14 protein-coding genes are annotated in these 22720 nt (G+C 48.6%); 3 read left to right on the top strand and 11 right to left on the bottom strand.

Features of this window, described 5'->3' with window-relative positions; translation table 11 throughout:
• Positions 1 to 404: 404 nt before the first annotated feature.
• Positions 405 to 2558, top strand: coding sequence for a molybdopterin-containing oxidoreductase family protein (locus BUF15_RS22990; protein ID WP_084554436.1), 2154 nt, complete (start codon positions 405 to 407; stop codon positions 2556 to 2558).
• Positions 2558 to 3055 (top strand): 4Fe-4S dicluster domain-containing protein, encoded by a 498-nt coding sequence (locus tag BUF15_RS22985; protein WP_073616197.1) that lies wholly within the window; start codon positions 2558 to 2560, stop codon positions 3053 to 3055. The genes BUF15_RS22990 and BUF15_RS22985 overlap by 1 nt, the downstream gene beginning before the upstream one ends.
• 919 nt (positions 3056 to 3974) lie before the next feature.
• On the opposite strand, the gene BUF15_RS22975 is transcribed toward BUF15_RS22985, so the two are convergent.
• Positions 3975 to 5402, bottom strand: coding sequence for a sigma-54-dependent transcriptional regulator (locus tag BUF15_RS22975; protein WP_073616193.1), 1428 nt, complete (start codon positions 5400 to 5402; stop codon positions 3975 to 3977).
• Positions 5403 to 5590: 188 nt separating this feature from the next.
• A complete protein-coding gene (locus BUF15_RS22970; protein ID WP_073616191.1) occupies positions 5591 to 6256 on the bottom strand; it encodes a hypothetical protein in 666 nt (221 codons plus the stop codon).
• 154 nt (positions 6257 to 6410) lie between these two features.
• Between BUF15_RS22970 and BUF15_RS28480 the strand changes: the two genes are divergently transcribed.
• Positions 6411 to 6677: a transposase zinc-binding domain-containing protein gene (locus tag BUF15_RS28480; RefSeq protein ID WP_073616189.1), complete on the top strand. Its 267-nt coding sequence runs from the start codon at positions 6411 to 6413 to the stop codon at positions 6675 to 6677.
• A gap of 360 nt (positions 6678 to 7037) precedes the next feature.
• Here the strand turns inward: BUF15_RS28480 and BUF15_RS22960 are convergent, their stop codons facing one another.
• From BUF15_RS22960 to BUF15_RS22915, 9 genes are all read right to left on the bottom strand, one after another.
• A complete protein-coding gene (locus tag BUF15_RS22960; RefSeq protein ID WP_073616187.1) occupies positions 7038 to 7829 on the bottom strand; it encodes a substrate-binding periplasmic protein in 792 nt (263 codons plus the stop codon).
• A gap of 234 nt (positions 7830 to 8063) precedes the next feature.
• Complete coding sequence (pgtP, locus tag BUF15_RS22955; RefSeq protein WP_073616185.1) at positions 8064 to 9425, bottom strand: phosphoglycerate transporter protein PgtP; 1362 nt, start codon at positions 9423 to 9425, stop codon at positions 8064 to 8066.
• 543 nt (positions 9426 to 9968) lie between these two features.
• Positions 9969 to 11414: a sigma-54-dependent transcriptional regulator gene (locus BUF15_RS22950; RefSeq protein WP_073616183.1), complete on the bottom strand. Its 1446-nt coding sequence runs from the start codon at positions 11412 to 11414 to the stop codon at positions 9969 to 9971.
• Positions 11415 to 11420: 6 nt separating this feature from the next.
• Complete coding sequence (locus BUF15_RS22945; protein WP_084554427.1) at positions 11421 to 14006, bottom strand: hybrid sensor histidine kinase/response regulator; 2586 nt, start codon at positions 14004 to 14006, stop codon at positions 11421 to 11423.
• 513 nt (positions 14007 to 14519) lie between these two features.
• The gene (locus tag BUF15_RS22940; RefSeq protein WP_073616179.1) at positions 14520 to 17180 is read right to left on the bottom strand and encodes a PAS domain S-box protein; all 2661 of its coding nucleotides are present in this window, start codon (positions 17178 to 17180) and stop codon (positions 14520 to 14522) included.
• Between the two features lie 371 nt (positions 17181 to 17551).
• Positions 17552 to 19558, bottom strand: a complete 2007-nt coding sequence (locus BUF15_RS22930) for a transglutaminase-like domain-containing protein (protein ID WP_073616175.1) — start codon at positions 19556 to 19558, stop codon at positions 17552 to 17554.
• Positions 19555 to 20664 (bottom strand): DUF58 domain-containing protein, encoded by a 1110-nt coding sequence (locus BUF15_RS22925; protein ID WP_159441360.1) that lies wholly within the window; start codon positions 20662 to 20664, stop codon positions 19555 to 19557. Before BUF15_RS22925 ends, BUF15_RS22930 begins: the two co-directional genes overlap by 4 nt.
• Positions 20665 to 20894: 230 nt before the next feature.
• A complete protein-coding gene (locus BUF15_RS22920) occupies positions 20895 to 21872 on the bottom strand; it encodes an AAA family ATPase (RefSeq protein ID WP_073616171.1) in 978 nt (325 codons plus the stop codon).
• Positions 21873 to 22294: 422 nt separating this feature from the next.
• Positions 22295 to 22720, bottom strand: a 426-nt coding sequence (locus BUF15_RS22915) for a transposase (RefSeq protein WP_200802462.1), incomplete at its 5' end; no start/stop codon positions are given.

The following is a 22720-nucleotide window of genomic DNA, read 5'->3' as shown; positions in this document are numbered from 1 at the left end:
GGCCGATGAGCGAGCCCGCGAGATACCAAGAAGGCCATTTTGCGAGAGGCTCCAACCGCTGATATAAGAACAACGCATTCATTGCCCCCTGGTTACATCATTCATACTGAAAGAAGCAGCCCTCCAAAAAACAGAGAACTGCTCCTTTTGGTCGTCCGGCACCTTTCTCATCTCGACGCTATTTCTGCAAAGCGAAGCGGTATGTCTCTGGAAAAAGCGTGAATAAGTTAATGAAATTATTAAATCATAATGGTAATAATTTCAGCACAGTGAATGATATAGTTCCAATAATCACTGAGGACAACACATCTCCACCTCTATCATAATCACTTGATAAGATTAGAGATACCGAGATGGATCTAACATTCAATGACATGCAGGATTCTGTAGCACTGGAGTAGCCAATGAAGCAATTTACGTTTTCAAATGTTGAAAAGGAAATGGAGGTATACGGCTATGATTCAATGGTAAAGAGTCATTGTCGTATGTGTCATGGTGGTTGTGGCGTATTGGTCTACACCAAACATGGAAAAGCGGTAAAGATTGCTGGCGACCCAGATTGCCCGATCAACCATGGAACCCTGTGCCCGAAAGGTTTTGCATCACTGCAACTTGCCTATCACCCGGACCGTCTTCATTATCCCGTTCGGCGCGTTGGACCTAAAGGCAGTGGCAAGTGGGAACGCATTTCCTGGGAAGTTGCAATGGATACCATTGCCGAGAAAATGCTCGGTTATAAAGAGAATTTTGGTGCGGAATCCATTGTCATGGGTTACGGCACCGGTCGGGAAAACGAGAGTGTTATCTACCGTTTTTCCAATTTGCTCGGAACTCCAAACGTACTGACTGCCGGGCATTTCTGTTATGGCCCGCGCCTTGCCACCAGTATTATCACCTGCGGATCCAATCCCATCGTCGATTACGAAAACCATCCCAAGTGCATTATTGTCTGGGGAAATAATGTCGTCATCAGTAACCCGGACGAATACAAGGGCGAACCCTTTTCAGTGAGCCTGGATAGAGGTGCAAAACTCATTGTGGTCGATCCACGAATGACCCGTATGGCATCCCGGGCTGATATCTGGCTGCAATTGCGGCCTGGAACTGACACCGCACTTGCCCTAGGCATGGCCAATGTAATCGTGAGTGAAGGACTGTACGATAAGGAATTCATTGCCAACCACGTTCATGGCTGGGAGCCTTTTGTCGAGCGAGTCAAACAGTATCCTCTGGAGCGGGTAGAGCAAATAACCAATGTGCCAGCCGAACAAATTGCGGCTGCAGCGCGTCTCTATGCCACCACCAAACCGGCTGGAATCCAGTGGGGTGTGGCCATAGAACAGCAGGTGAACTGTGCTGACAATGACCGGGCCTTGATGGCGCTCATGGCTATTACCGGCAATATAGATGTTCCCGGAGGTCAGGTTCTTTTTAAAACTCCGAATATCCGGCAGGTCAGTGATTTTGGTGCTCACAAGAGATTGCCACCGGAACAGGCTGCCAAGCGTCTTGGTGGCGAACGTTTTCGCCTGGCCAGTAAATTTTCCATCATCAATCCCAAGTGTGTCTGGGATGCTGTTATTACAGAAGAGCCCTATCCGGTCAAGATGATCTTTTTAATCAGTTCCAATCCGGTCTTGAGTAGAGCGAATGGTGCTGAAATACGTGAGGCCCTGAACAAGATCGATTTTCTGGTGGTATCCGATTTCTTCCTGACCCCAACTGCCGAGTATGCCGACATCGTGCTGCCCTCCGCAACCTGGCTGGAAATGGATTATATTGGGGATTATTGGAAACGGCATGGATATATCCTGCCACGGCGCAAGGTTATCGAGGTGGGTGAATGTCGACCTGACCATGAAATGCTGAACGACTTAGCGCACAGAGTCGGTCAGGGTGATGACTGGTGGGAAACCTTTGACGGAGGGCTCGATTACATCCTTGAACCAATGGGCATCACCTTCAAGGATTTCAAGGAAATGGATTATATCCGTGGAGAAGTGTCCTACCGCAAGTACCTTGAGAAGGGCTTTTCAACGCCAACCAGAAAATTCGAGCTCTATTCAACGCTTCTTGAAAAATGGGGTTATGACCCTTTGCCACAGTACAACGAACCGCCGGAGAGCCCGGTCAGCACCCCGGAACGATTGAAACAGTACCCATACACCCTGATTACAGGACGGCGGCAACCTGGCTTTTTCCACACCGAAAACCGGCAGCTTTCATGGATGCGTGAACTGCATGACGATCCGGTGGTTGAAATCCATCCCGATACCGCGGCCAAAGAGGGAATCACTGAGGGACAATGGGTGGTGATTGAATCAAAACGTGGCAAAATCAGACAACGGGCCAAATTTTTCAAAGGGCTGGAACGCGACGTAGTGTCTGCCGAACACGGCTGGTGGTTCCCGGAAGAGAAAGACACGGGACATGGCTGGAAGAGATCCAATGTCAACCTGTTGATCGACAATGGATATGAAAACTGTGATCCAGCAATGGGCGCTACCCATATCCGTTCGCTGCTGTGTCGGATTTATCCAGAGAAGGAGGATAAATAATGAAACCATATGAACTGGTTATAGACCATGAGGCCTGTTGGGGGTGCCGAACCTGTGAGGTAGCATGCAAACAGGAATTTGGTACAGCAACCGGTGTTCAGCTGATATATATTTCTGAACATTCACAAGATGATGACCGTGGACTGCCGCAGTTTAGTTATAAGGTCAACTTGTGTCGCCATTGTGAAGATGCACCCTGCGTTGATGGTTGTCCTGAAAGTGCAATACACCAAAGAGAAGATGGCATCGTCATTCTCGATGACGCCCAATGCAGTGGTTGCCAGGCCTGCCTGAGCGCCTGCCCCTATGATGCAATTGCCTTTGATGAGAAAAACCAGGTTGCCCGTAAATGCAACCTTTGTCATAACCGAGTAGATAACGGTCTGGTACCAGCCTGCGCTGATAATGTTTGTCTGGCGCACTGCATTTATTTCGGCGATCAGCAAACAGTATCACAACAACGGCAAAAGAGACTGGGACGGGGGGATTGCGATTAAGCGAGTACCCACCCAGCGCGGGACGCTCTAAAATCTCGCGCCTTTTCTTTCGTTACCCCAAAACCGAAATGGGCCAACTCATTGTGTTCCAATGAGTTGGCCCTTTCGTCATGTAGTACCAGAGATCAGAATCCACCCTGAGGCAGATCGTCATGATTGAAAACCTGACCTTTCTGCCCACAGTAAATATCACTGCCTTTCAAGCGCAGTTGCCGACATGATCGAGAATTTTGAGGTAGGCGCCCCGGATTTCATCCGGGGAGAGGCCAGACTCCTCTATATATTTGTTTGCAGCTGACTGATATTGTTCACTGGTTTTGTATACGTATGTTCCGTCTCCGTTTCTGTCTATAGGGGATGGAAATCTCCGCATCATGTTTTTCATATCATCCTCTCTCACTGGTGGAATCTTACGCCTTCACAGTCCCGCATTGCGCATCGTTAAAGCATGAATTGCGCTGACACGACTGGCAGGGGTTCGGTTTTGCCGTGTCTCGATCGCTATACTGCCAGTCCAGATATGCCGGAAAAAAGTTGCAATAGGGTTTGAGGGATACTTCTGAACGTTTTTCGTTGTACATAAGCGTTGCCTCCTTACCTGAGCTTTCAGAGCCGTTGTTTAGCCATTATCCATTTCCAGTTGCTTTTAGACATATGCTCTTGAACCTCTTGCCTTATAGATAGCCAGATCTATGCCATTTCGAGAGATATTGGTAACTAGCTGATTATGAGCAATATAAAGCATTATCCAAGAAGGATGGCGGGTGGTGCAAATAGTCGCACCATTCCAGGAGAAAAGGAGGGGAACTACCTAAATGACATTTTATTTCAAGAAGATGAGTGGATGTGGTAAAAAATGGGCACTGGTACAGAATGTAACACCCCTGAAGGCGCTGCTCAATCCTTCAGCGTGCCACCCCTAGCCTGTTTGTATTGACTTGAGATTTCTGGCGAGCGTCTGACGTGAAATCCCCAAAAGACGGGCAGCCATCGACTGGTTGTTATTTGTGCGAAGCATCGCTTCCCTGATCAGGAGGTCGCTTGCTTCCTTCAGGGTGGGAAGCGGGCCACTCAAGGAAAGAGGTATGTCGGTGGGGTGGTTTTCGCTTTGGGTTCCGGTTGCCGGAGTGTCGGTCTTATGCCGTTCCAGGTGTGCATAAAAGCTATCCATGGAGAGGCTTCTATTTCGGGCGGAGCCTACCCCGTCGAAAACCATCGCCCGAAGTTCGCGAATGTTGCCAGGGAAATGATACTGGAGGAGCAGATCGATAAGCTGATCCGGGTAGAGCGGTTTCGGTTTCTGCAAAGCCTGCGCGGCCTCACTGAGGAAATGTTCGAACAGCAGGTGGATATCCTCTTTTCTCTGGCGCAGGGGCGGTAGCTCGATATGGTGTGCTCGTAACCGGTAATAGAGGTCTTTTCTGAATGTTCCCTCCTGCTGGGCGCGGGTGAGATCGATATTTGTGGAGACGACAATCCTTGCCTCATTGACTTTGGGGAGATCGGCGCCGAGAGGAAAATATTCCCCCTCCTGGAGCAGTCGCAACAGCTTGACTTGCGACTCTTTACACAGATCACCGATTTCATCGAGGACCAGGGTACCCTGGCCGGCACGTTCGACAAGTCCCGCTCGTTGCTTCTCTGCACCGGTGAACGCGCCCCTGACGTGACCGAACAGGGTGTCGGAAAAGGCGTTGTCGTCAATACCGGCAACATTGACAAAGACGCAGTTACCCTCACGATTGCTGATCGTATGGACGGCTTTGGCCATAAGCTCTTTTCCAACCCCGGTTTCGCCGGTAATAAGGAGCGGTTGCGAGCTTATGGCTATTGATTCCACGTACTGGAAGATCGCCAGCATCGTTTTGTTGTTCGTCAAAATCTTAGAAAATGCGTCAGATCGCGTAAGACCCTGATTAAGGATTTTTTCTTTCAGCTGAGAATTTTCCTGCCGCAGTTCCTGGATTTCGATGGCCCGCCGAACAATATTCTGCAGTCTGCTGCGTGTTACCGGCTTCACCAGGTAATCAAACGCCCCCTTTTTCATGCACTCCACGACTGTTTTCACATCATCATTACTGGTGATGACGATGACGGGGGTTTCCGGAAATTCAGCGACGAAATGATCAAGAAGTTGCTGGCCTGAAATGCCGGGCATGTTGAGGTCGAGGATGATGACGCAGGCCTCTTCCTCTCGCAGCAGGTTAAGAGCCTGTCGGGAGTCCTGGCAGGAGATGATATTGGTGTAACCGGCGGTGGAAAGGGCAATTTCATGCACCCTCAGGGTGGTCGCTTCATCGTCCACGAGCAGAATCGGGAGTGAGGGCGATTGCTTGCGTTCGTCCATTGGTGAGTAATGTTCTAAAAGAGTGTTGAAATGTGATCCTTATCCAATTTGGCAGGCCTGCCCGGAAATTCCCCCTCAACAGTATCGGAACGAAGTACTTTTGTACAGTCTGGAGAGCAGAATGGTCCATATCGAGCGTCATGCTCGGCCATTCCAGGGAAAAGGCACGACAACGGCGGATTGTGCTGCTACGGGTTCAGCTGAGAACCATTTTGCATCATCCGTATCATTTTGCTGTATTCCTTCATGGCGCAACTCGTCATCTGGTAACAACCCATGCCGGTGCCGGTATCGGTATTGACGATACACCGGACCGTTTCCGGCGACCAGTTCTGGCATTCTTCAAAGCAGGTATTATAGGCGCTGTTGCCGTCATCAACGCTGGCGCCGCCAGCCTTTAAAGCGCATACCTTGTATTTATAACAGGCAGCTGAGCAGCTGTAGTTAAGTTCCTCTTCCGGCTCCTGCTCGTAGATATCTACCTCTTCCTCACAATAGGGATTCGCCCAGGTGAGCGACGAACACTTTTGCGCCTTGTTCATGCAGCGCAGAACGTCATCATTCCACTCGGAATTACAATATTCCTGACAGATTTTGGCCTCATACAGTACGGCCCATGGCGAATTACCATCGGCATCCTGTTGATATTTTGTGATTTCATCTGAGCAGATTTCCGAAATCTTCGTAGTGCAGATTGCAAAACAAGTAGGGGGAGGCTCCTTCTCCTGCTCCATCTCAATATCCGTCTTGAGATTGGGGTTATTGTCAAAGCGATCCCCGGGTTGGTCAGCAAGAGTCATGTTTGGAAAACAGATAAGAACAAGTGCAAAGAAAAACAGTGCTGTGGTTTTCATTTGGTACCTATTCTCCTTGAATTGCTGCCAAGGATTCCTTTGGCATTTTGACAAGACGCTCTCTTGCCCGAAGAAAGCTGGAGTCACGTAATAAGTGCAACACGTCGACCAGTAAACGCCTCCAGAGGCGTCAGGCCGTTCAGTACTTTTCTTGGTGTTAGGTTTAGCACGTATTCGATGTCCAAACTGCCACCACGAATATCTGCTTGCCTACTCATGTCGTGGCCGCTGGCTTTGTCCCTCATGCCATAGCAAAGAGGTGATCCAGTTGGCCCATCATCTGAAAGAGGGGGTTATTTTCCCTGTTCCACACCGCCAATACGTTTTCAGTATAGCAAAGATTTTTCGCAAGTACTTTCTTTATAACAGGAATTTTCTCGGGAAGCAGTGTCAGTGTGTCTCAAAGAGTATTACGAAATAGTTGAGATCGGTTTTGGACAAACAACCGGGGCTAGCGGGTATTTTTATGTCATACCCATAGTGGATAGTCGGCGCTGCGCCAACTTTTTAGAGCATATGTACTGAAGATGCTGAATAAGGAAGGGCTGATCGATGACGCATTCATTAAAATAATCATGAAATGACGTCACAATTCCGGTTTTAGGGTTCATCATCAAGTACGGATCAAGCCGGAGGATGAGAAGGACGAGAAAACCTGTCACAGTATATTATCCGCAACACATTTTCGAACTCCAAGATCCAACATGTAGATGAGACTCAGATCGTACTGTACAGCTCTAATATGAGCCATTGAAAGAACAAAAAAAATTTGCACGATGATTCACAGCGTTCCATACTTCTCCGCAAGGCTTGTAAAGCGTGTGATCCGCAACTTTTCAATTGCAGACCAGATCTTTTCCGCGATTTCAGGATGGCTCTCGTAGAACTGATGACTGATCAGCAGGTAATACGGTTTTTCCGCCAGCGGAGGAGAGATTCTGCGAACTCCGACTGCCAGCTGTGGTTCATTCTTTAGAATTGTATCGGCGGTGAGTTGCTGCATCGCTCCGGCAGCGATCCTGCCACTCTGGAGCATCATGAGAATCTGTCTGCTGGTGCTGACCTCTTCGATATCAACACCTTTCTCCATCAGGTCTCCGACAATGGAGTATCCTCGAGGCGCTCCGACCGTGCCATCCCCAAGGTTGCGGATAACTTCTCCATCCCAGGTAACGGGAGAGTTCTCAAGAACATAGAGGCCATAGGACATGGTCGTTATTCGTTGCTCCTCGTTCACTGAGCCGTTTTTCCACGGGTATCGTCCCGTTTCCAATCTTCCAGCCTTGAAAGAGGCATTGAAAATACCGTCGAGCTGGCCATCTGCAAGATATTGCGTGCACCGAATCCATGGATAGCGACCCAGTCTCACCCGCAGCCCTGGAATTTCCTGCTCAAGGAGTTGTACCATCTCCACGGCAACCCCCGGTTTATCTGCCAGCACCTCATCCTGCCCCATATAGTAAGGTGGCTGTTCCGCATTTTCATAGCCTACATTGAAGAAGACCGGTTCCGCAAATACGTTCATTCCGCTAAAAAAGAGGCTGATTAGCAGGCAGCAAACGGTAAGTTTCATTAGGCTACAGTCTTTTAAGTTATTATATTTTATAATTTTTCTATTTGTATAATGAGAACCCTTCATAGGGTATGACTATTCTATACTGTACATGAGTCAAAATGCGACAGATAAAATCACGTACCTGGCATCGAACTCCTTGTTGCGGATCGTTTTTGCATTGTCCCTTGAAACACAAAAGGGGGATGACCGAAGTCGGTCATCCCCCTTTTGTTTAATAAACCTGCTTCAGTTTTATGACTGAGCCGAGGACGATTCAGCTTTGTGGCCAAGTGTCATGGCACTGAAAACAATGGTAAGCACGCAGCAGGCGAGCATGGTGGCAAAAACTCCCTGCCAGCCAAAATTATCGGCAATCCAGCCAACGCCTGTACCGGCTGTGGCTGAACCGAACACGTAACCAAAGAACCCGGTGAAGCCTGCTGCTGTTCCCGCCGCTTTTTTTGGTACCATGTCAAGCGCATGCAGACCGATGATCATGATCGGTCCGTAGATGAGGAAGCCGATTCCGACCAGCGCCAGATAGTCGACCCACCGCGGTCCGTTCAGGTTGAACCAGTAGATCACTACAAAGATCATGGTCAATCCCATGAACAGGATGGTCGCAGGGGCGCGCTTGCCCTTGAAGACCTTGTCGGAAACAATACCGCAGATTATGGTGCCAGGGATAGCCGCCCATTCGTAGAGTGACCAGGCAATACTTGAGTCCTTGAAAGAGAACCCTTTTGCGGACTGAAGATAGGTGGGAATCCAGTCAACCACACCGTACCGGACGAAGTAGCAGAAAGCATTGGCAAAAGCGAGGGCCCAGAGATACTTGTTATTGAGAACATGTTCGAAGAAAATTTCCTTGTAGGAAAAATTCTTCTCATGTTTTTCGGCGTCATAGTCGGCAGGGTAGTCGTTCTTGTACTGCTCGATCGGTGGTAAACCGCATGATTGCGGGGTGTCTCTGAGCAGGAAGAAGATGACTACAGCACAAACCGCTGCGATTGCCGCATTGAAGTAGAACTTGGCGCCCCAGTCGCCGAACATGGTCACACCCCAGAGGGCAATGGTCGCCACAAGTGCACCACCGATGTTATGTGCCACATTCCAGACTGAAACGGTGGTTCCACGCTCCTTGGTGCTGAACCAGTGGACCATAGTCTTTCCGCAGGGAGGCCACCCCATCCCCTGAACCCATCCGTTTAAGGTCATCAGGGCGACCATGAGGGATATGCTGCCGAAGACCCATTTATTGGTACCGACAAAGAACAGGATCGCACAGGAAAGTATGAGTCCGAGCGGCATGAAATATTTTGGATTACTGCGGTCGGAAACAGATCCCATGATGAACTTGGACATACCGTAAGCAATGGAGAGACCTGTCATCGCTGTTCCCAGCATCGCTTTGGTGAATTCAGGATGCTCATTAAGGATATCCGGAATGGCCAGGGCAAAGTTTTTGCGAACCAGATAGAATGCTGCGTAACCGATGAAAATTCCAAGAAACACCTGCATGCGTAGTTTCTTGTACGTTGCATCCGTCTTCTTATCTACTTCCTCCACCCGGACTTGTGTCTGTGTCTCCGGTGTCTGGATAGATCGGGTCATGAAAAAACCTCCATTGTTTAAGTTAACTCCAGAATTTAGACGTCAGCTGATCGGTTTCGTTCTCTACAATCGTCTTCACAGCCGCTGCCCACAATGACCAATACCTTGAGTCCCCGGGTTCAAGATGGTGCCTCTTTTCGACTTGCGAGGAATCATCATTGCTGACCAGAGGTAAACAGGCCTTCTGTACTCCAACTGCAGCAGCCTGGTTGAGTCTGCGCGGCGTTACTAACAAAATATGTGCCAGAAGAAAAAACGGACTTTTCCGGTAATCGCCGTGGGGTGATTGGGATGATTGATGAGAACTGTGAAGAGCGAGAAAACAGGTGGATGTGTGTCTCTGTTGCACTGGCGTGCCTTGATCTGTCAGCTGATTTCGTACTGACTACCTAAGTCTATGCCATTATGGAGAGTTGCACGTAATGTAGGCGATGTTTGAATTTGCAGGACGATTGTTCACAAAAAGTGAACAATCGTCCTGTGTTGTTGAAAATACCTGGAGGGCAATGTGTGATGTACTGTTTGGCGGAACCGATAACGTAGTTACTCCCACCCCATCCTGTCGATATCGTGCTCTTTCAGGAGGGTGTAGAGCCTGGTTCTGCCGAGGCCGGAGATGATACAGGATTTGCGGATATCACCACGCGTCGCTTTCATCAGTTTTTTCAGGTAGGCTTTTTCCGCCTGTTGCATGACCATGCGCCGATGCTCCTTAAAGTTTGGCAGGGGAGACAGCTCATTCGTATCAGCAGGTAAGCGTGCTTCCCGCTCAGGTCTGACTGGCTCTGCAGCATTGGTTTCAGGCTGCCTGATTGTTGATGTAACTGCCTTGATTCGAATTTCCCGCGGCAGGTGCTTGGAAAAGAGCGTCGGCTCATACAATGCTTCGCTTACTGCTGATTCAACTGTATTGAGCAGCTGCCGTACATTGCCTGGCCAATCGTAATTTTGCAGAGTCTCGATGAATTCAGGTGAGAAATCCTTGGGCTCACAGTGTAATGATCGGCAGACCCTGCTTATAAATCGGTTTGTGAGAGGTTCGATATCCTCCTTTCGTGCCCTGAGCGGCGGCAGCGTGAGAGGAATTGAGTTGAGCCTGTAAAGCAGATCTTCACGAAACAGTGAATTCTGAACCATCAAGACCGGGTTCCTGTTGGTGGCGGCAATAAGCCGAAAATCACTGGAACGCTCTGTCTTGCTGCCCACGGGCCTGTACTTATGTTCCTGCAGAACCCGCAGAAAGACCTTTTGCAGGTTGAGATTCATCTCTCCCACTTCATCGAGAAACAACGTGCCGCCATCAGCCAGACTGATCAGTCCCCTTGCCGTGCGGTCCGCACCGGTGAAAGCGCCTTTCTCGTGGCCGAACAGAGCGCTCTCGGCGAGCGTTTCAGGAAGAGCCGCACAATCGATGACAATGAAATTCCTGTCTCTTCGTTCGCTGTTATTATGGATGGCCCTGGCAAAAAGCTCCTTGCCTGTCCCGGTTTCGCCGGTAATGAGCACGTTGGCGCTGGAGTGGGCAGACTTTGCGACAGCGTCCAGACACTCTCTGATAACGGTGCTGGTGCCGACAATCTCCTCACGGTCGAGTTTGGGTTCATGCCTGCTTATTGAGCGGAGCCCGTCACGGTATTTGAGAATTCTGTTGAGCGGCTGGATGATCCGTTTGGGAGAGAGTGGTTTCTGAATATAGTCCCAGGCTCCTTTGGTGATGGCCAACTCGGCATCTGAAGAATCCCCCTGGCCAGTAATAACAATGATCTCAGGGGGGAACTCCACACCAAGCAACTGGTCAATGGCATCCAGGCCGCAACCATCCGGCATGCGCACATCGAGAAATATAACGTCGTAACTTCCCTCAAGGGCCTCTTGCACCCCGGCCTGCAGAGTTGTGACATGTTCAGCATGGTGATCGACGCTGTTTACCAGCTCCGCCAGCATGCCCCCCATCTCAAGGTCATCGTCAATAATCAGTACATTCGCCATCTATTACTATCCTTTCTCTTCCCCGATCTCATTCCACACCATGTCCACAAGCTGCCTGGCGCCAACGGGCTTCCTGACAAAAGTGCGGATTCCTGCCTCTTTTGCGTCCCGCTCGAGGTCCGGTTCGCTGAAGCCGGTACATAAAATTACCGGGAGATCTCTTCGCACAGCAAGAAACTGACGTGCGAGATCGATCCCGGTGATATTGGGCATGGTTTGATCCGTTATTACCAGATCGAATCGGCTGGGATCTTCCATAAAAATTTTACGGGCGCTGACACTGCTTGTTTTGCCTGTAACTTCATATCCGAGATGTTCGAGAATTTCCTGGCAGAAGCTTACAAGTTCCTCCTCATCATCGACGACAAGAATTGAACCTTTGCCTTTTGGGATGCGTTCCCCAATCTCGTCAATGTCATCAGCTTCGCGGTTGCCGATGTCAAACAGCGGCAGGTAGATATTGAAGGTACTGCCACTGCCCGGCAGGCTTTCAACCGCCACGGCCCCTCTCAGGTCCCGTACAATGCCATGAACTACGGCAAGACCCATGCCTGTCCCTTCCCCAGTCTTCTTGGTCGTATAGAACGGCTCGAAAATCCGTGATATCTGGTCATGCTCAATACCTGTGCCCGTGTCTCGCACTGCGAGATTAACATAGTTCCCAGTATCGGCCAGGTCGAGTTGCTCCGCCTTTTCCGTGTCAACGGTTTCAAGACTCATCGAGACGATGAGTTTTCCGCCATCCGCTTGCATGGCATGGGCTGCATTGGTGCAAAGGTTCATGAGGACCTGATGCATCGAGGTCTCATCAGCCCAAACGACAACCTTGTCATCGACACCCTGTTCGACGATAGCTATGGTCGAGGGGATGGATGCTCGTAGAAACTGCAGTGTATCATGTACCAGTCCGCCGAGGTTTATAGGTTTTTTCCTTGAATCGGTTTTGCGGCTGAAGGTGAGGATCTGTTCGACCAGGTCTTTGGCACGGTAGGCCCCTTGCAAAACGTGCCTGATGCGTGATTCGAGGCGGGGAGAGCCCTTTGCATCGAACATCTCGATCATTTCCCCATACCCTACGATCCCGCCGATGATATTGTTGAAATCGTGAGCGATGCCGCCGGCAAGGGTGCCTATCGCCTCCATTTTCTGGCTCTGATGGAGCATCGCTTCAAGCTTCTTCTGCTCCGTCACATCGCGCTGGTAGAGCATGACGCCAGAGACCGCGCCATCCTGCTCAAAAATAGGATAACAGGTAATGACCATGTACGTGCCCGTACCGTCGTCACCGCTCATAACCAGTTCATTTTTGACGCTGTTGCCGGCGAGGCAAGCCTCGAGATAAGGCAGGATCTCCTCATCGAAAACTTTCTGTTCATAGACTGAGCCGATATAGGAACCGATGAGCTGATGCCGCTCTTGGCCGGTGTTTTCAAGATATGCGTTGTTAACTGCCTGGATAGAGAATGTACGGTCTAAGAGCAACATATAGTCGGTAATGGAGGCGACCATCTGTTCATATTTACGCAAATCACCCTCAGCCTGCCGCCTGCCCGTGATATCGCGGGCAATGCCGATAACCCCCTGAGGTGCGCCGAGGCTGTCGAGCTGGGCTGTGAGGCTCAGCTCAACGGGAATGATTGTTCCGTCAATTTTTCTGAGCTCATCCTCTATGAAGATATCGTTTTTTCCCGCCTGTACATATATGGGCAGATCATCGAGTTCTTTTCTGATGTGAAACAACTCCGAGAACGGACGCCCGATCTTTTCGGCTATAGGGATGCTGGTCCACTTCTCATAGTTTGAGTTGAGAAAGAGGAGATTTCCCGAGGTGTCAGCGGTGAATATTACATCAGACTGGCTTTCAACGAGATTCCTGTATTTTACCTCACTTTCCCTCAGTTCCGTTTCCCGTATTTCCACCTGATCGACCATGGTGTTGAATTCTGCTGCAATGGCGGTCAGTTCATTGTTCTCTTCCAGCTGAACCCGCTGTGAGTAGTCTCCTCTGGATATACTGTGAAAACTATCAGCCATGATTTTGAGGGGCTTGAGGAGATACTGGCTGATAAGAATCCAGGATACACTCCATACTGAAAACAAAACTGCCAGGATGACCAGGATGTCCGACATGATCATCTGCCTGGTCAGTCTGCTGATTTCACTGTTGTTGAAGGTTACAAGCAGACGACCGATGAGTTTGTCGCCATGATGTACAGGTTTATCCAGTTCCCAGCGTTTACTCCCTCGTGTATCCTCCCGGTCAGAATTGTCCACATGGGCGACGAGCCTGTCGTGATCGTCGTAGACGGAGATTGTGGTCAGGCTGCTGTCATCGGCAAGGATCGCGACATATTTATCGATAAAGTCAACATCATACTGCCATAAAGGTTTCTGCAGGGTATGCACGGCCTTGATCACTTTGTTCTCAGAGACTGAGACCAGTGTTTTCATGTTTTCAGTGTATACAAAGTAGTAATCAAAAGACAATGAGATCAGAAAAGCGGGAATCATCGCCAGCAGCAGCGAAAGCATGAAATCGGTGCGTAAGGAGTTGCCTTTTCGCAATCGGGCAAGAGGTGAGGGGGATATCATGATACTGTCAGGTGAGGCAGAAAATTTACCTGTGTCCGGCCTCCCGATCAAATTGAAAATGGGTTGGTTTCGTCTGTAAACCTAGTTGTTTATATGTTTGTGTCTCACATACAACATAAAACACATGGTGTCAGCAATTTCTTGCACCCGGGATGTGGTTGCAGAGATGTTCTGAGCAGAACTTTCGTTGCCCGGACCTCTTGCCTGTCAAGAGACTGCCAGATTTGCTGTCACAGCACCCAAAATTATGAAGTGTGATGAGAGTGAGCAAAAGATATTGTTCTATCTGGTTACCCCTGAAAGTCAGCGTTGTATGGTGAGGAGTGAGGTAACGACAGGGTTAGGCGTATTGTTCTTCGAAGGCTAGATCGAGCGTTTTGCGGTCATCATGCATGGATATCCAAATCGCTCTGTAATTCCAACTTCTCCACGCCGGGCGGTGCTGACTTGCTTATCGTATTCGATCTCTTTTTCGGGGAAGAGATCGGATTGCTCATAGGCCAAAAAATATCATCATTTCTGCATCGCCTCATGCACCTTGACGGAGAGCTCGTGCATATTGAACGGCTTCTGGATGAAATGCACATTTTCGATGAAAAAGCTTGGTTGAGCTACAGTTGTGGACGTATATCCCGAAGTAAAAAGCTGCTTCATATCAGGTTGAATGGCTTTGAGTTCCTGCGCGAGATCCCAGCCGTTCATTTCCGGCATTATGACGTCTGTCATCAGCAAGTCTATTTCTTCCTGATACTGTCTGGCCAACTGGATGGCTTCTGCAGGCGAAGATGCGGTGACAACGTTATAACCCAGATTCTTCAGCATTAAGCATGCTATCTCGAGGTTGGCAGGCTCGTCTTCAACTAAAAGGATAGTACCCGAGCCTAAAGAGAGCTCTTTACGCTCTTCCTCGACCGATGAAGGCACATGCGGTACGTCATACCGTGGCAGATACAGCTTGAAGCTCGTGCCCAATCCCGGTTTGCTGTCAACCGTGATAAAGCCATTATTCTGCTGCACTATTCCATAGATCATTGCCAGGCCCAAACCGGTACCCTTCCCGAGTTCTTTAGTTGTATAAAACGGTTCGAAGAGCATGGTTTTGACATCTTCATGCATGCCACAACCGTTATCCGTGATAGACAGGACAACAAAATCACCTTCCCGGCATCCCACCTTATCTTTACAGAACGCCGCATCAACGCTTATGTTCCTTGTATCTATGGTGATTTTTCCCACGCTTTCAATGGCATCGCGAGCGTTAGCACATAGATTTGTAAGAATCTGATCAATCTGGGTAGGGTCCATCTTGATCGTCCAGAGACTCTCACCTGGCTGCCAGACGAATTCGATATCCTCTCCAATTATCCGCTGTAAAATGGTCAATACACCGTTGACCGTCTCATTTAAGTCAAGAACCTTTGGAACAACTGTCTGCTTACGTGCAAAAGCAAGCAACTGGCGGGTCAGGTCGGATGACCGCCTGGCCGCCTTCTCAATCTCTTTTATACTATTGAGGTGTGGACCTGATAGCTGTGAGGTGTGCAAAACCAGTTCGGTATGGCCGAGAATCACACCCAGCATATTGTTAAAATCGTGTGCTATGCCTCCTGCCAATCTGCCTATCGATTCCATTCTATAGGCCTGGGCCAGCTGCTCACTCAATCTTTCCCGATCTTCTTCGGCCTGCTTACGTTCGGTAATCTCAGTTGTCATACCGCAGATACCGGTTACCAGGTCATCATCGTTTTTCAGGGGGAATTTGACGGACAGGAAGTATCGTCTGCCATTTTCGCCATCAAGAATTTCTTCCTTTTCCTGCACTGTTCCTGATTCAATGACATCCAAGTCATTTCTGCGGAATTGCTTGCCGATGTCTCCAGGGAAAAGTTCTTCATCTGTCCGCCCAATGACGTTTTCACGCTGCAGACCTGTCACTTCCTCCCATTTCCGGTTGATCAGGGTGTAATATCCGTCACGGTTTTTAACGAAGATGAGAGCACCGCTGTTTTCAATCAGATCACTGAGAAATCTCCGGTTTTTGCGGAGATTTTCTTCCGATTTCAGCCTATCTGAAATATCACGCATAGCTGCAAGAAGCAGCTTTTGGTTTTCGAGTTCAAAAATACGAGCTGTGATCTCGACGGGGAAGATCGTCCCATCCTTTTTGCGATGATAACTCAGCGGAATACTGATGTGACCATTATTCGAGAGAATTTGTGGAAATGTTTCTTCCGCATCAGCAAAGAGCTCGGCGGGTTGGAGAGCAAAAAATTCCTCGTGACTATAGCCATAGAGATCAATGGCTGCATCATTTGCTTCTACGTTTTGTACTTTGTCCAAATCGATAACGACAATAGCATCCGATTCGGCATTAAAGAGGTGCCGATACCGTTCCTCGCTTGTCTCAAGAGCCTTGGTACGTGTATCAACTGCTTTCTGCAATGAACGGTTCCAGAGCGAGAGACCTGCAAGCAGAAAGAGCAAAAGTCCCGCTCCCCCCAGAATATATCCGACAGGGAAGCCGCTCCACAGCCTGGAGCCATACCATTTTTTTTCAATTTCAATGAGTTCGGCCTGTGAAATCTTTGCAAAGCCTTTCTCTATCTCCTGGAGTGTAAAGGCGTCACCTTTCTTAACAGCTCGATGGAACTCACCGACATAAATCGGTGAGGATGCCTTATATTGCTCGATCATGCCGAATTTGTAGAGGAAATACATTGCAGGCGGCTTGTCGATAACAAACACATTGACCTTGTGGTCTTTGGCAGCCCGGATAATCTCTTCATAACTGTTGAAAAGAATAAGATTGCCGACACCATGACTTCGCAGGATACTCACTGCAGCATCACCCGTTTTTGCGGCTACGGCAAATCCTCGCAGATCATAAGCATTTGTGATGCCACTAATCTCCGAATTGAAAAATGCAGGAACCTCCAAACGGGCATAGGGGGCTGTATAATCGAGCCAACCTGTTCGCTCTTCAGTTTTGAAGATTGTATCAATGACGTCGAATTGCCCGTCTTGCATTTTCTTTAGGGCATCCCCCCAATTCATTGCGTTGATTTCAACTCGGGTGCCTGTTTTCTCGCCAAAAAGCTGCCATTGATCGACCAGGATTCCCTGAATGCTACCGTCAGCGGCTTGGAACACATAGGGTGGATAATTGTTATCCATCACAACTCGTAATGTGCGAGGCGAAGAATTCGTCTGAGCCAAAACAAGCCCTGCGAAAATCGTATAACAACAGATAGTAATGACGACAGAAATCGTGAGGAAAGTGCGTCGTGACAAAGTTTTCAGCTTACCTAAAACCATTTTTACATGCCTTCTCATTGCAGAATGCCTGGAAAAAACATCTGACGACGGATCGAGAAAAACTGGCATTATCGGGTTCATACAACTCGACAATAGCCGTAGTTGGATCAATTTCAGTCTGGAAATCATTTTTTAGGGTAACCCCAAAAAACAATTATATACCCCCCTTTGAAAGACCCTCAAACGATCTGGTTTGCTTAGAGGCCTGTTTTTGTTGTATGCAAGGCATACTATGAGTTGCTTTTTTCTTTCTCATCCAACGGTAGATTTTGATGATCGTTCTGCAGAAATATCTCATGATTGGTCAGCCACTTGCCAGTCATTTCATAAAAAAAGTCCAACTCGTGCTGGGCCATTCCTCTCGGGTCAAAACGCAGCTTTCTGTGCTTTTCGAAGAGCTTTTCGATCAGGCCAAGGTCAATGGGGTGAACATCATTCACTCTCCTGGCCCATAAAATGAAAGATTCCTTGGTCTTCCTGGGAACCCCTATCTTGTTGAGAGCATCTTCAATCCGGTTGAAAGGCGAAACCGGTGGTGGAAAGGTACGTCTGACCTTTTGCTTTGCGGTTGCAACTTTTTCTGCTCTTATTCTGCTGTAAATACGATAGAGCAGTATCACTGACAACACGATCACCAAACCAGACAATAACAGACGGTAATTCTGTTCGGTATTTATTCGAAAATAGGAATACTTGAGCCGCAAATATGCCAAGATGTCCTGCAGCCATTCCAGGGTTGAACGATTACGGCTGTCGATAGTCAGCCAGTCAGCTGGTGTGGTGTCTACGATCAACCAGTTGCCATCTACATATGCTTCGGCCCACGCATGGGCATGCCTTTCCCGCACAATATATTTATGTTCGAGTCTACTGTATTCAGATACGGCAAAGCCTGTCACATACCGGCTGGGAATACCAAGTTTTCTGAGCAGCATGGCTGTAGCGGTTGCATACATTTCGCAGTGCCCTTCCTTGCTCCCCAAAAGAAAATTCTCGAGAGCAGACGAAAACGTTCCACGTCCTTGCAACGCAAGTGAATAGGTGAAGCCGTCAGCAAAATAGTGTTTCACTTGTTGCACCTTTGCCATGCCTTGCAACTCTGTAGTGTGCCAGTCTTCAGTCACTTTCGCCAACAGTTGCTCCAGTTCGACTGGAATCACGAGATTTCGACTCAGGGACTGATCAGACTTACGGCCAACATTATCAACATAGCTTATTTCGTACGTAACAAGCGGTGCTCCATCGACAACCTTAACAGTTCCGGCAACATTTTGTTCCAGCTCATAGAGTGTTTCCCCTTTAACCTGGAAACTGCCATACGGCTGCGGTAACAATCCCTTTTCCTTTGGCAGATAATACTCAATGGTTACCTCCGCCCCTGGCGGATGGGGTCTGGGAATCAGATCCCAGGCCATATCCTCAACTGGGAGGTAGGCAAAAGTTTGATTACCGATCCAGATATTTTTTCCCAGTAAATCATAACTGGCTTGCTTGAGTAAGGGCGGAGGTATTCCATCTGTTTTGAGCCGTAAGAAAATTTCGCCTGAAGTTTTCAATCTTCCAACTGAGCCAAATGTCAGGGTGGCCTGGAACGGATCCGCGTATTGTGAAGAGAAATAGCCACGCCAATGCCTCCGAATTTGGGCATTCACATATTCATGCAGTCTCTCTGCACCTTTTACTCCCAGATAACCAGTAATTGCAGTCAGGAGAAATAGGCCGGCAAAGGCGGCGGCTGAAAATGATCTGCCCCGATTGACAAACAGGAGCCAGAAAAACAACAAGATACCACCTGGGAAGAACAGCTCTGATCTGCTGTTGGCCATAGCCGCGGAAAGCAAAGTGAGCGGGAAATAGTAGAGACGAAAATCGAGAGGCTCGTGCTTAAACGTTCTCTTACGGTTAAACCCGAGTCGGGTTCTAATAATGATATTTTCCCTACCTGAGTAAAGCTGTGCCAGGAGAAGGGGGATCAGGACAAGGGGTTGCCAGATGACTAGAGTCTTGAGTAAAACGATTTTATCAACGTTCAATAGGATAAGGGCGGTGGTGGAGATAAAAATGACCGAAGTGAAATCAGACACTTGGACACAATCCTCATCAGTCAAGGTCCATCGTTGTTGAAAAAACATTGCGCCACCGGTCGAAATGGCCAGTATCGAGCCGAGCAGGAGGTTGCCACTCTCCAGCCCCCAGAATATAAGAGACGCTGCAATGAGCAATGGTGGTATGATCATGGCAAATGCACCACTTTTACAGGATTGCTGGTATCGAATATCACGGCATTCGGTGAGGAGATGTTCTGCAGTTGCAACGTGCTTCTATCCCGTTCAGATGACACAAGGATAATGGAATGCGGAATATTGTTGCTAGCCAGATAGTCAATGAGGTTCTTTCGCTGTTCATCCAAATCAATAAGGACCAGTATCAGCCCACTCAACCCGTCAGCATGGCCGAATACCATCTTGGTAAGATCCTCGAATGAACCAGTGCTGCATGGAGTAATACATGCCAGAACCTCCAGCATGCCCTGTGATCCTGCCTCTCCTCGTCCCATTGAGACAGAGGAGACACACCTGTCGCACGCAAAAAGAAGATCGATATGACAGCAGCCAGCATCATGTTTAGCAATGATTGACGCGGCAACGGATACAGCATCCTCAAAAACATCATTTGCCGTGTTGGTAAAGGTATCCAGCAGCACGCCTAACCTGGAAAAATACTCCTCCTGGTACTGCCTGACGATTGCGTTTCCCACTCTGGCTGTCGATTTCCAATCGATATGTTTGACGGGATCTCCCTGCCGATATTCCCGTAGGGCAACGAACTCACCGGATTCCCCATAGCTCGCCGCTGAGATCAACCCACCCTGATGATATTTTCGGGAACCTGAGAGTTCGCCATGGACGACGGGATACAGCCTTGGCAACACCAAGATTCTTTTGGCATCACTGATCTGGACCTCATTTTTAAACAATCCGAACGGTTCAAGGCGATGCAGGGAATAACCGCTCAGCCGAATATAACCTCTTCGCAGGGGTACGAAGGACACTTCAACGTTAATGGTTTCACCTGGTGAAACAACAGGCAAGGAAATGGGGACAAACTTTGCTCCAGCTTTTCGCTCAATGAGCCATAGCCAACGATAATACCCAAGTTTTCGATCAAATGCGTTCCGATTCGACTCCCCGTCCTCCACCGCAGAAGCAAACTCCTTGTAGCTTGGAGTGATTGTTTGTGGCAGTTCGGTATAGAAAATCCCTGCGGATGGCTTTGAACAACTATTTTTAAGCTGCAACAGATAGGTCATCTTGTCACCAGCAGTACAAGTATCCGGTAACATGCGGCGTACCTTAATTGCCGGCACACAAAAGATGGAAAGAGGGAAGGAGACAAGAAGAAGGGCAACCGCAAGAGATGCCAATTGATATATCATCGTCAACCGGGTATTGAACCCGAAAAGAATTGCTAGCAGGGAGAATGTCAGCAACAATCTCCCGGCAGGACTCATCCTTTGGTATAGCCGCCGCTTTACCGTATTGCTGAACCGATAATATCTATAGAGTTTAGAACTCATTTAGGCAAAGGTGTACTCTCTATGATAGCGTCGATAATCGCTGCTGGCGTCACCCCCGAAAACTTCGCCTGTGACGAAATTTGAAGTCGATGGGCGAGTACATATGGGGCAGCCTCAACTATATCCTCCGGGACAACAAACTGCCTGCCGTCAAAAAGCGCCAATGCTTGCGCTATTCTCAACACAGAAAGCGAAGCCCGCATACCTGCACCAAGCACCACATGCTCTGAGTTGCGCGTACTGCTTACCAAATCGACGATGTAGTACCTGAGTTCTTCGGTGATTCGCACCTGCAGCAATGCTCCGGTGACATTTTCTACATCATTTTCATTGGCCACGGCCTGGATGTTTTCCAGGGTGTGGCCCCGGAGTTGATCGTTAAGGACGACAGCTTCCATATCCCTGTCAAGATAGCCTGGCACCAGTTCAATCATGAACCTGTCCATCTGGGACTCGGGCAAGGGGTAAGTGCCATGCGATTCGACAGGGTTCTGGGTCGCGATCACAAAAAACAGCTTACCAAGAGTATGCCGTTGACCTTCCACGGTCACTTGCCGTTCTTCCATTGCCTCGAGAAGAGCTGACTGGGTCCTGGGACTCGCCCTGTTGATCTCATCAGCCAGCAGGATACTGGTAAATACAGGTCCACGGATAAACTCAAAAAGCCCACTATGCTGCCTATAAATAGACACCCCGACGATGTCAGAAGGGAGAAGGTCTGGAGTAAACTGGAGTCGGCCAAACTTGGTGTTCACAGATCGGGCAAGAGTTTTGGCAAGAGTTGTTTTGCCTGTTCCCGGTACGTCTTCAAGGAGCACATGACCACCTGCAAAAAATGCGGCAAGCAACAGTTTGATCGTCTGGGACTTTCCCCTGATGACCTTCTGTATATTTTCTGCTATACGCTGATAAATCTCTGCTGCATGCACAAAATTTATCGCTTCGATTCTCGACTCGTTCTGGTGATCATGCATCGTCTTGTTGTTCCTGTTGGCGCCTCTCTCTTTCCTAATATCTTCCCATATCTGTTGAAAACAGTATATCACATCGCCAATTTTGACTACATGCAATAGGAAATGAGAGGGGAATATAGATGAATACTTCTGCAGACCTTTACCCCAATATAGGGTACCTAGCCTTCTTCGTCTTGCTCTGTCAACGCACAAAATGTGAGGAGAAGAGCTTATTGTCAGCTCTCACGTAAACGTAGAAGCTATTGTAAATAATTGAAGAATAATTAGAGATTAGGTTTCGAGGAAAATAATATTTCCAAAATCCCGAAAATTTTTACAACCTATTGCAGGATTGCTGCAAACCCTTTGATCTTATCATCTCGAATAAAGTATGGAGCGTCCTTTGGGAGTTATAGTCAAGTCTGGTGTTTGAAGAATCATTCTTAGATATTGACCACCCTGTTCAGCTCACCTTCTTTTACTGGTTCAACCCTCTCGCAATCCTTGAATCTCACCCCTCGAATGACCTCAGCAAGCAGCTTGAATCCCCTTAGCCGACGCCATTTCTTCTGAGCGCTCTGGCCGAGTTTGTAAACCATCGACAAGATAGTATGTCTTGCGACACATCCCCTTGTTTTTGCTGTCCGAAGTCGTACGGTGGCAAACGTTGACTCGATAGGGTTTGATGTACGAATATGTTGCCAATGGGCGGCGGGGAAATCATAAAACGCCAGCATTTCCTCTTTGTCCTTCTCCAGACACTTCATTGCCTTTGGATACTTACCTGAATATGTAGCAATAGTCACATCAAAGGCTTTGTATGCCGCGTCCCTGGTTGGTGCCATCCAGATCTCGTGTAATGCCTGCTT

The sequence above is a fragment of the Desulfopila aestuarii DSM 18488 genome, assembly GCF_900143695.1.
Taxonomy (GTDB): Bacteria; Desulfobacterota; Desulfobulbia; order Desulfobulbales; family Desulfocapsaceae; genus Desulfopila; species Desulfopila aestuarii.
Note: the sequence above shows the minus strand (reverse complement) of the source record. Positions and strands in the feature narration are given on the sequence as shown.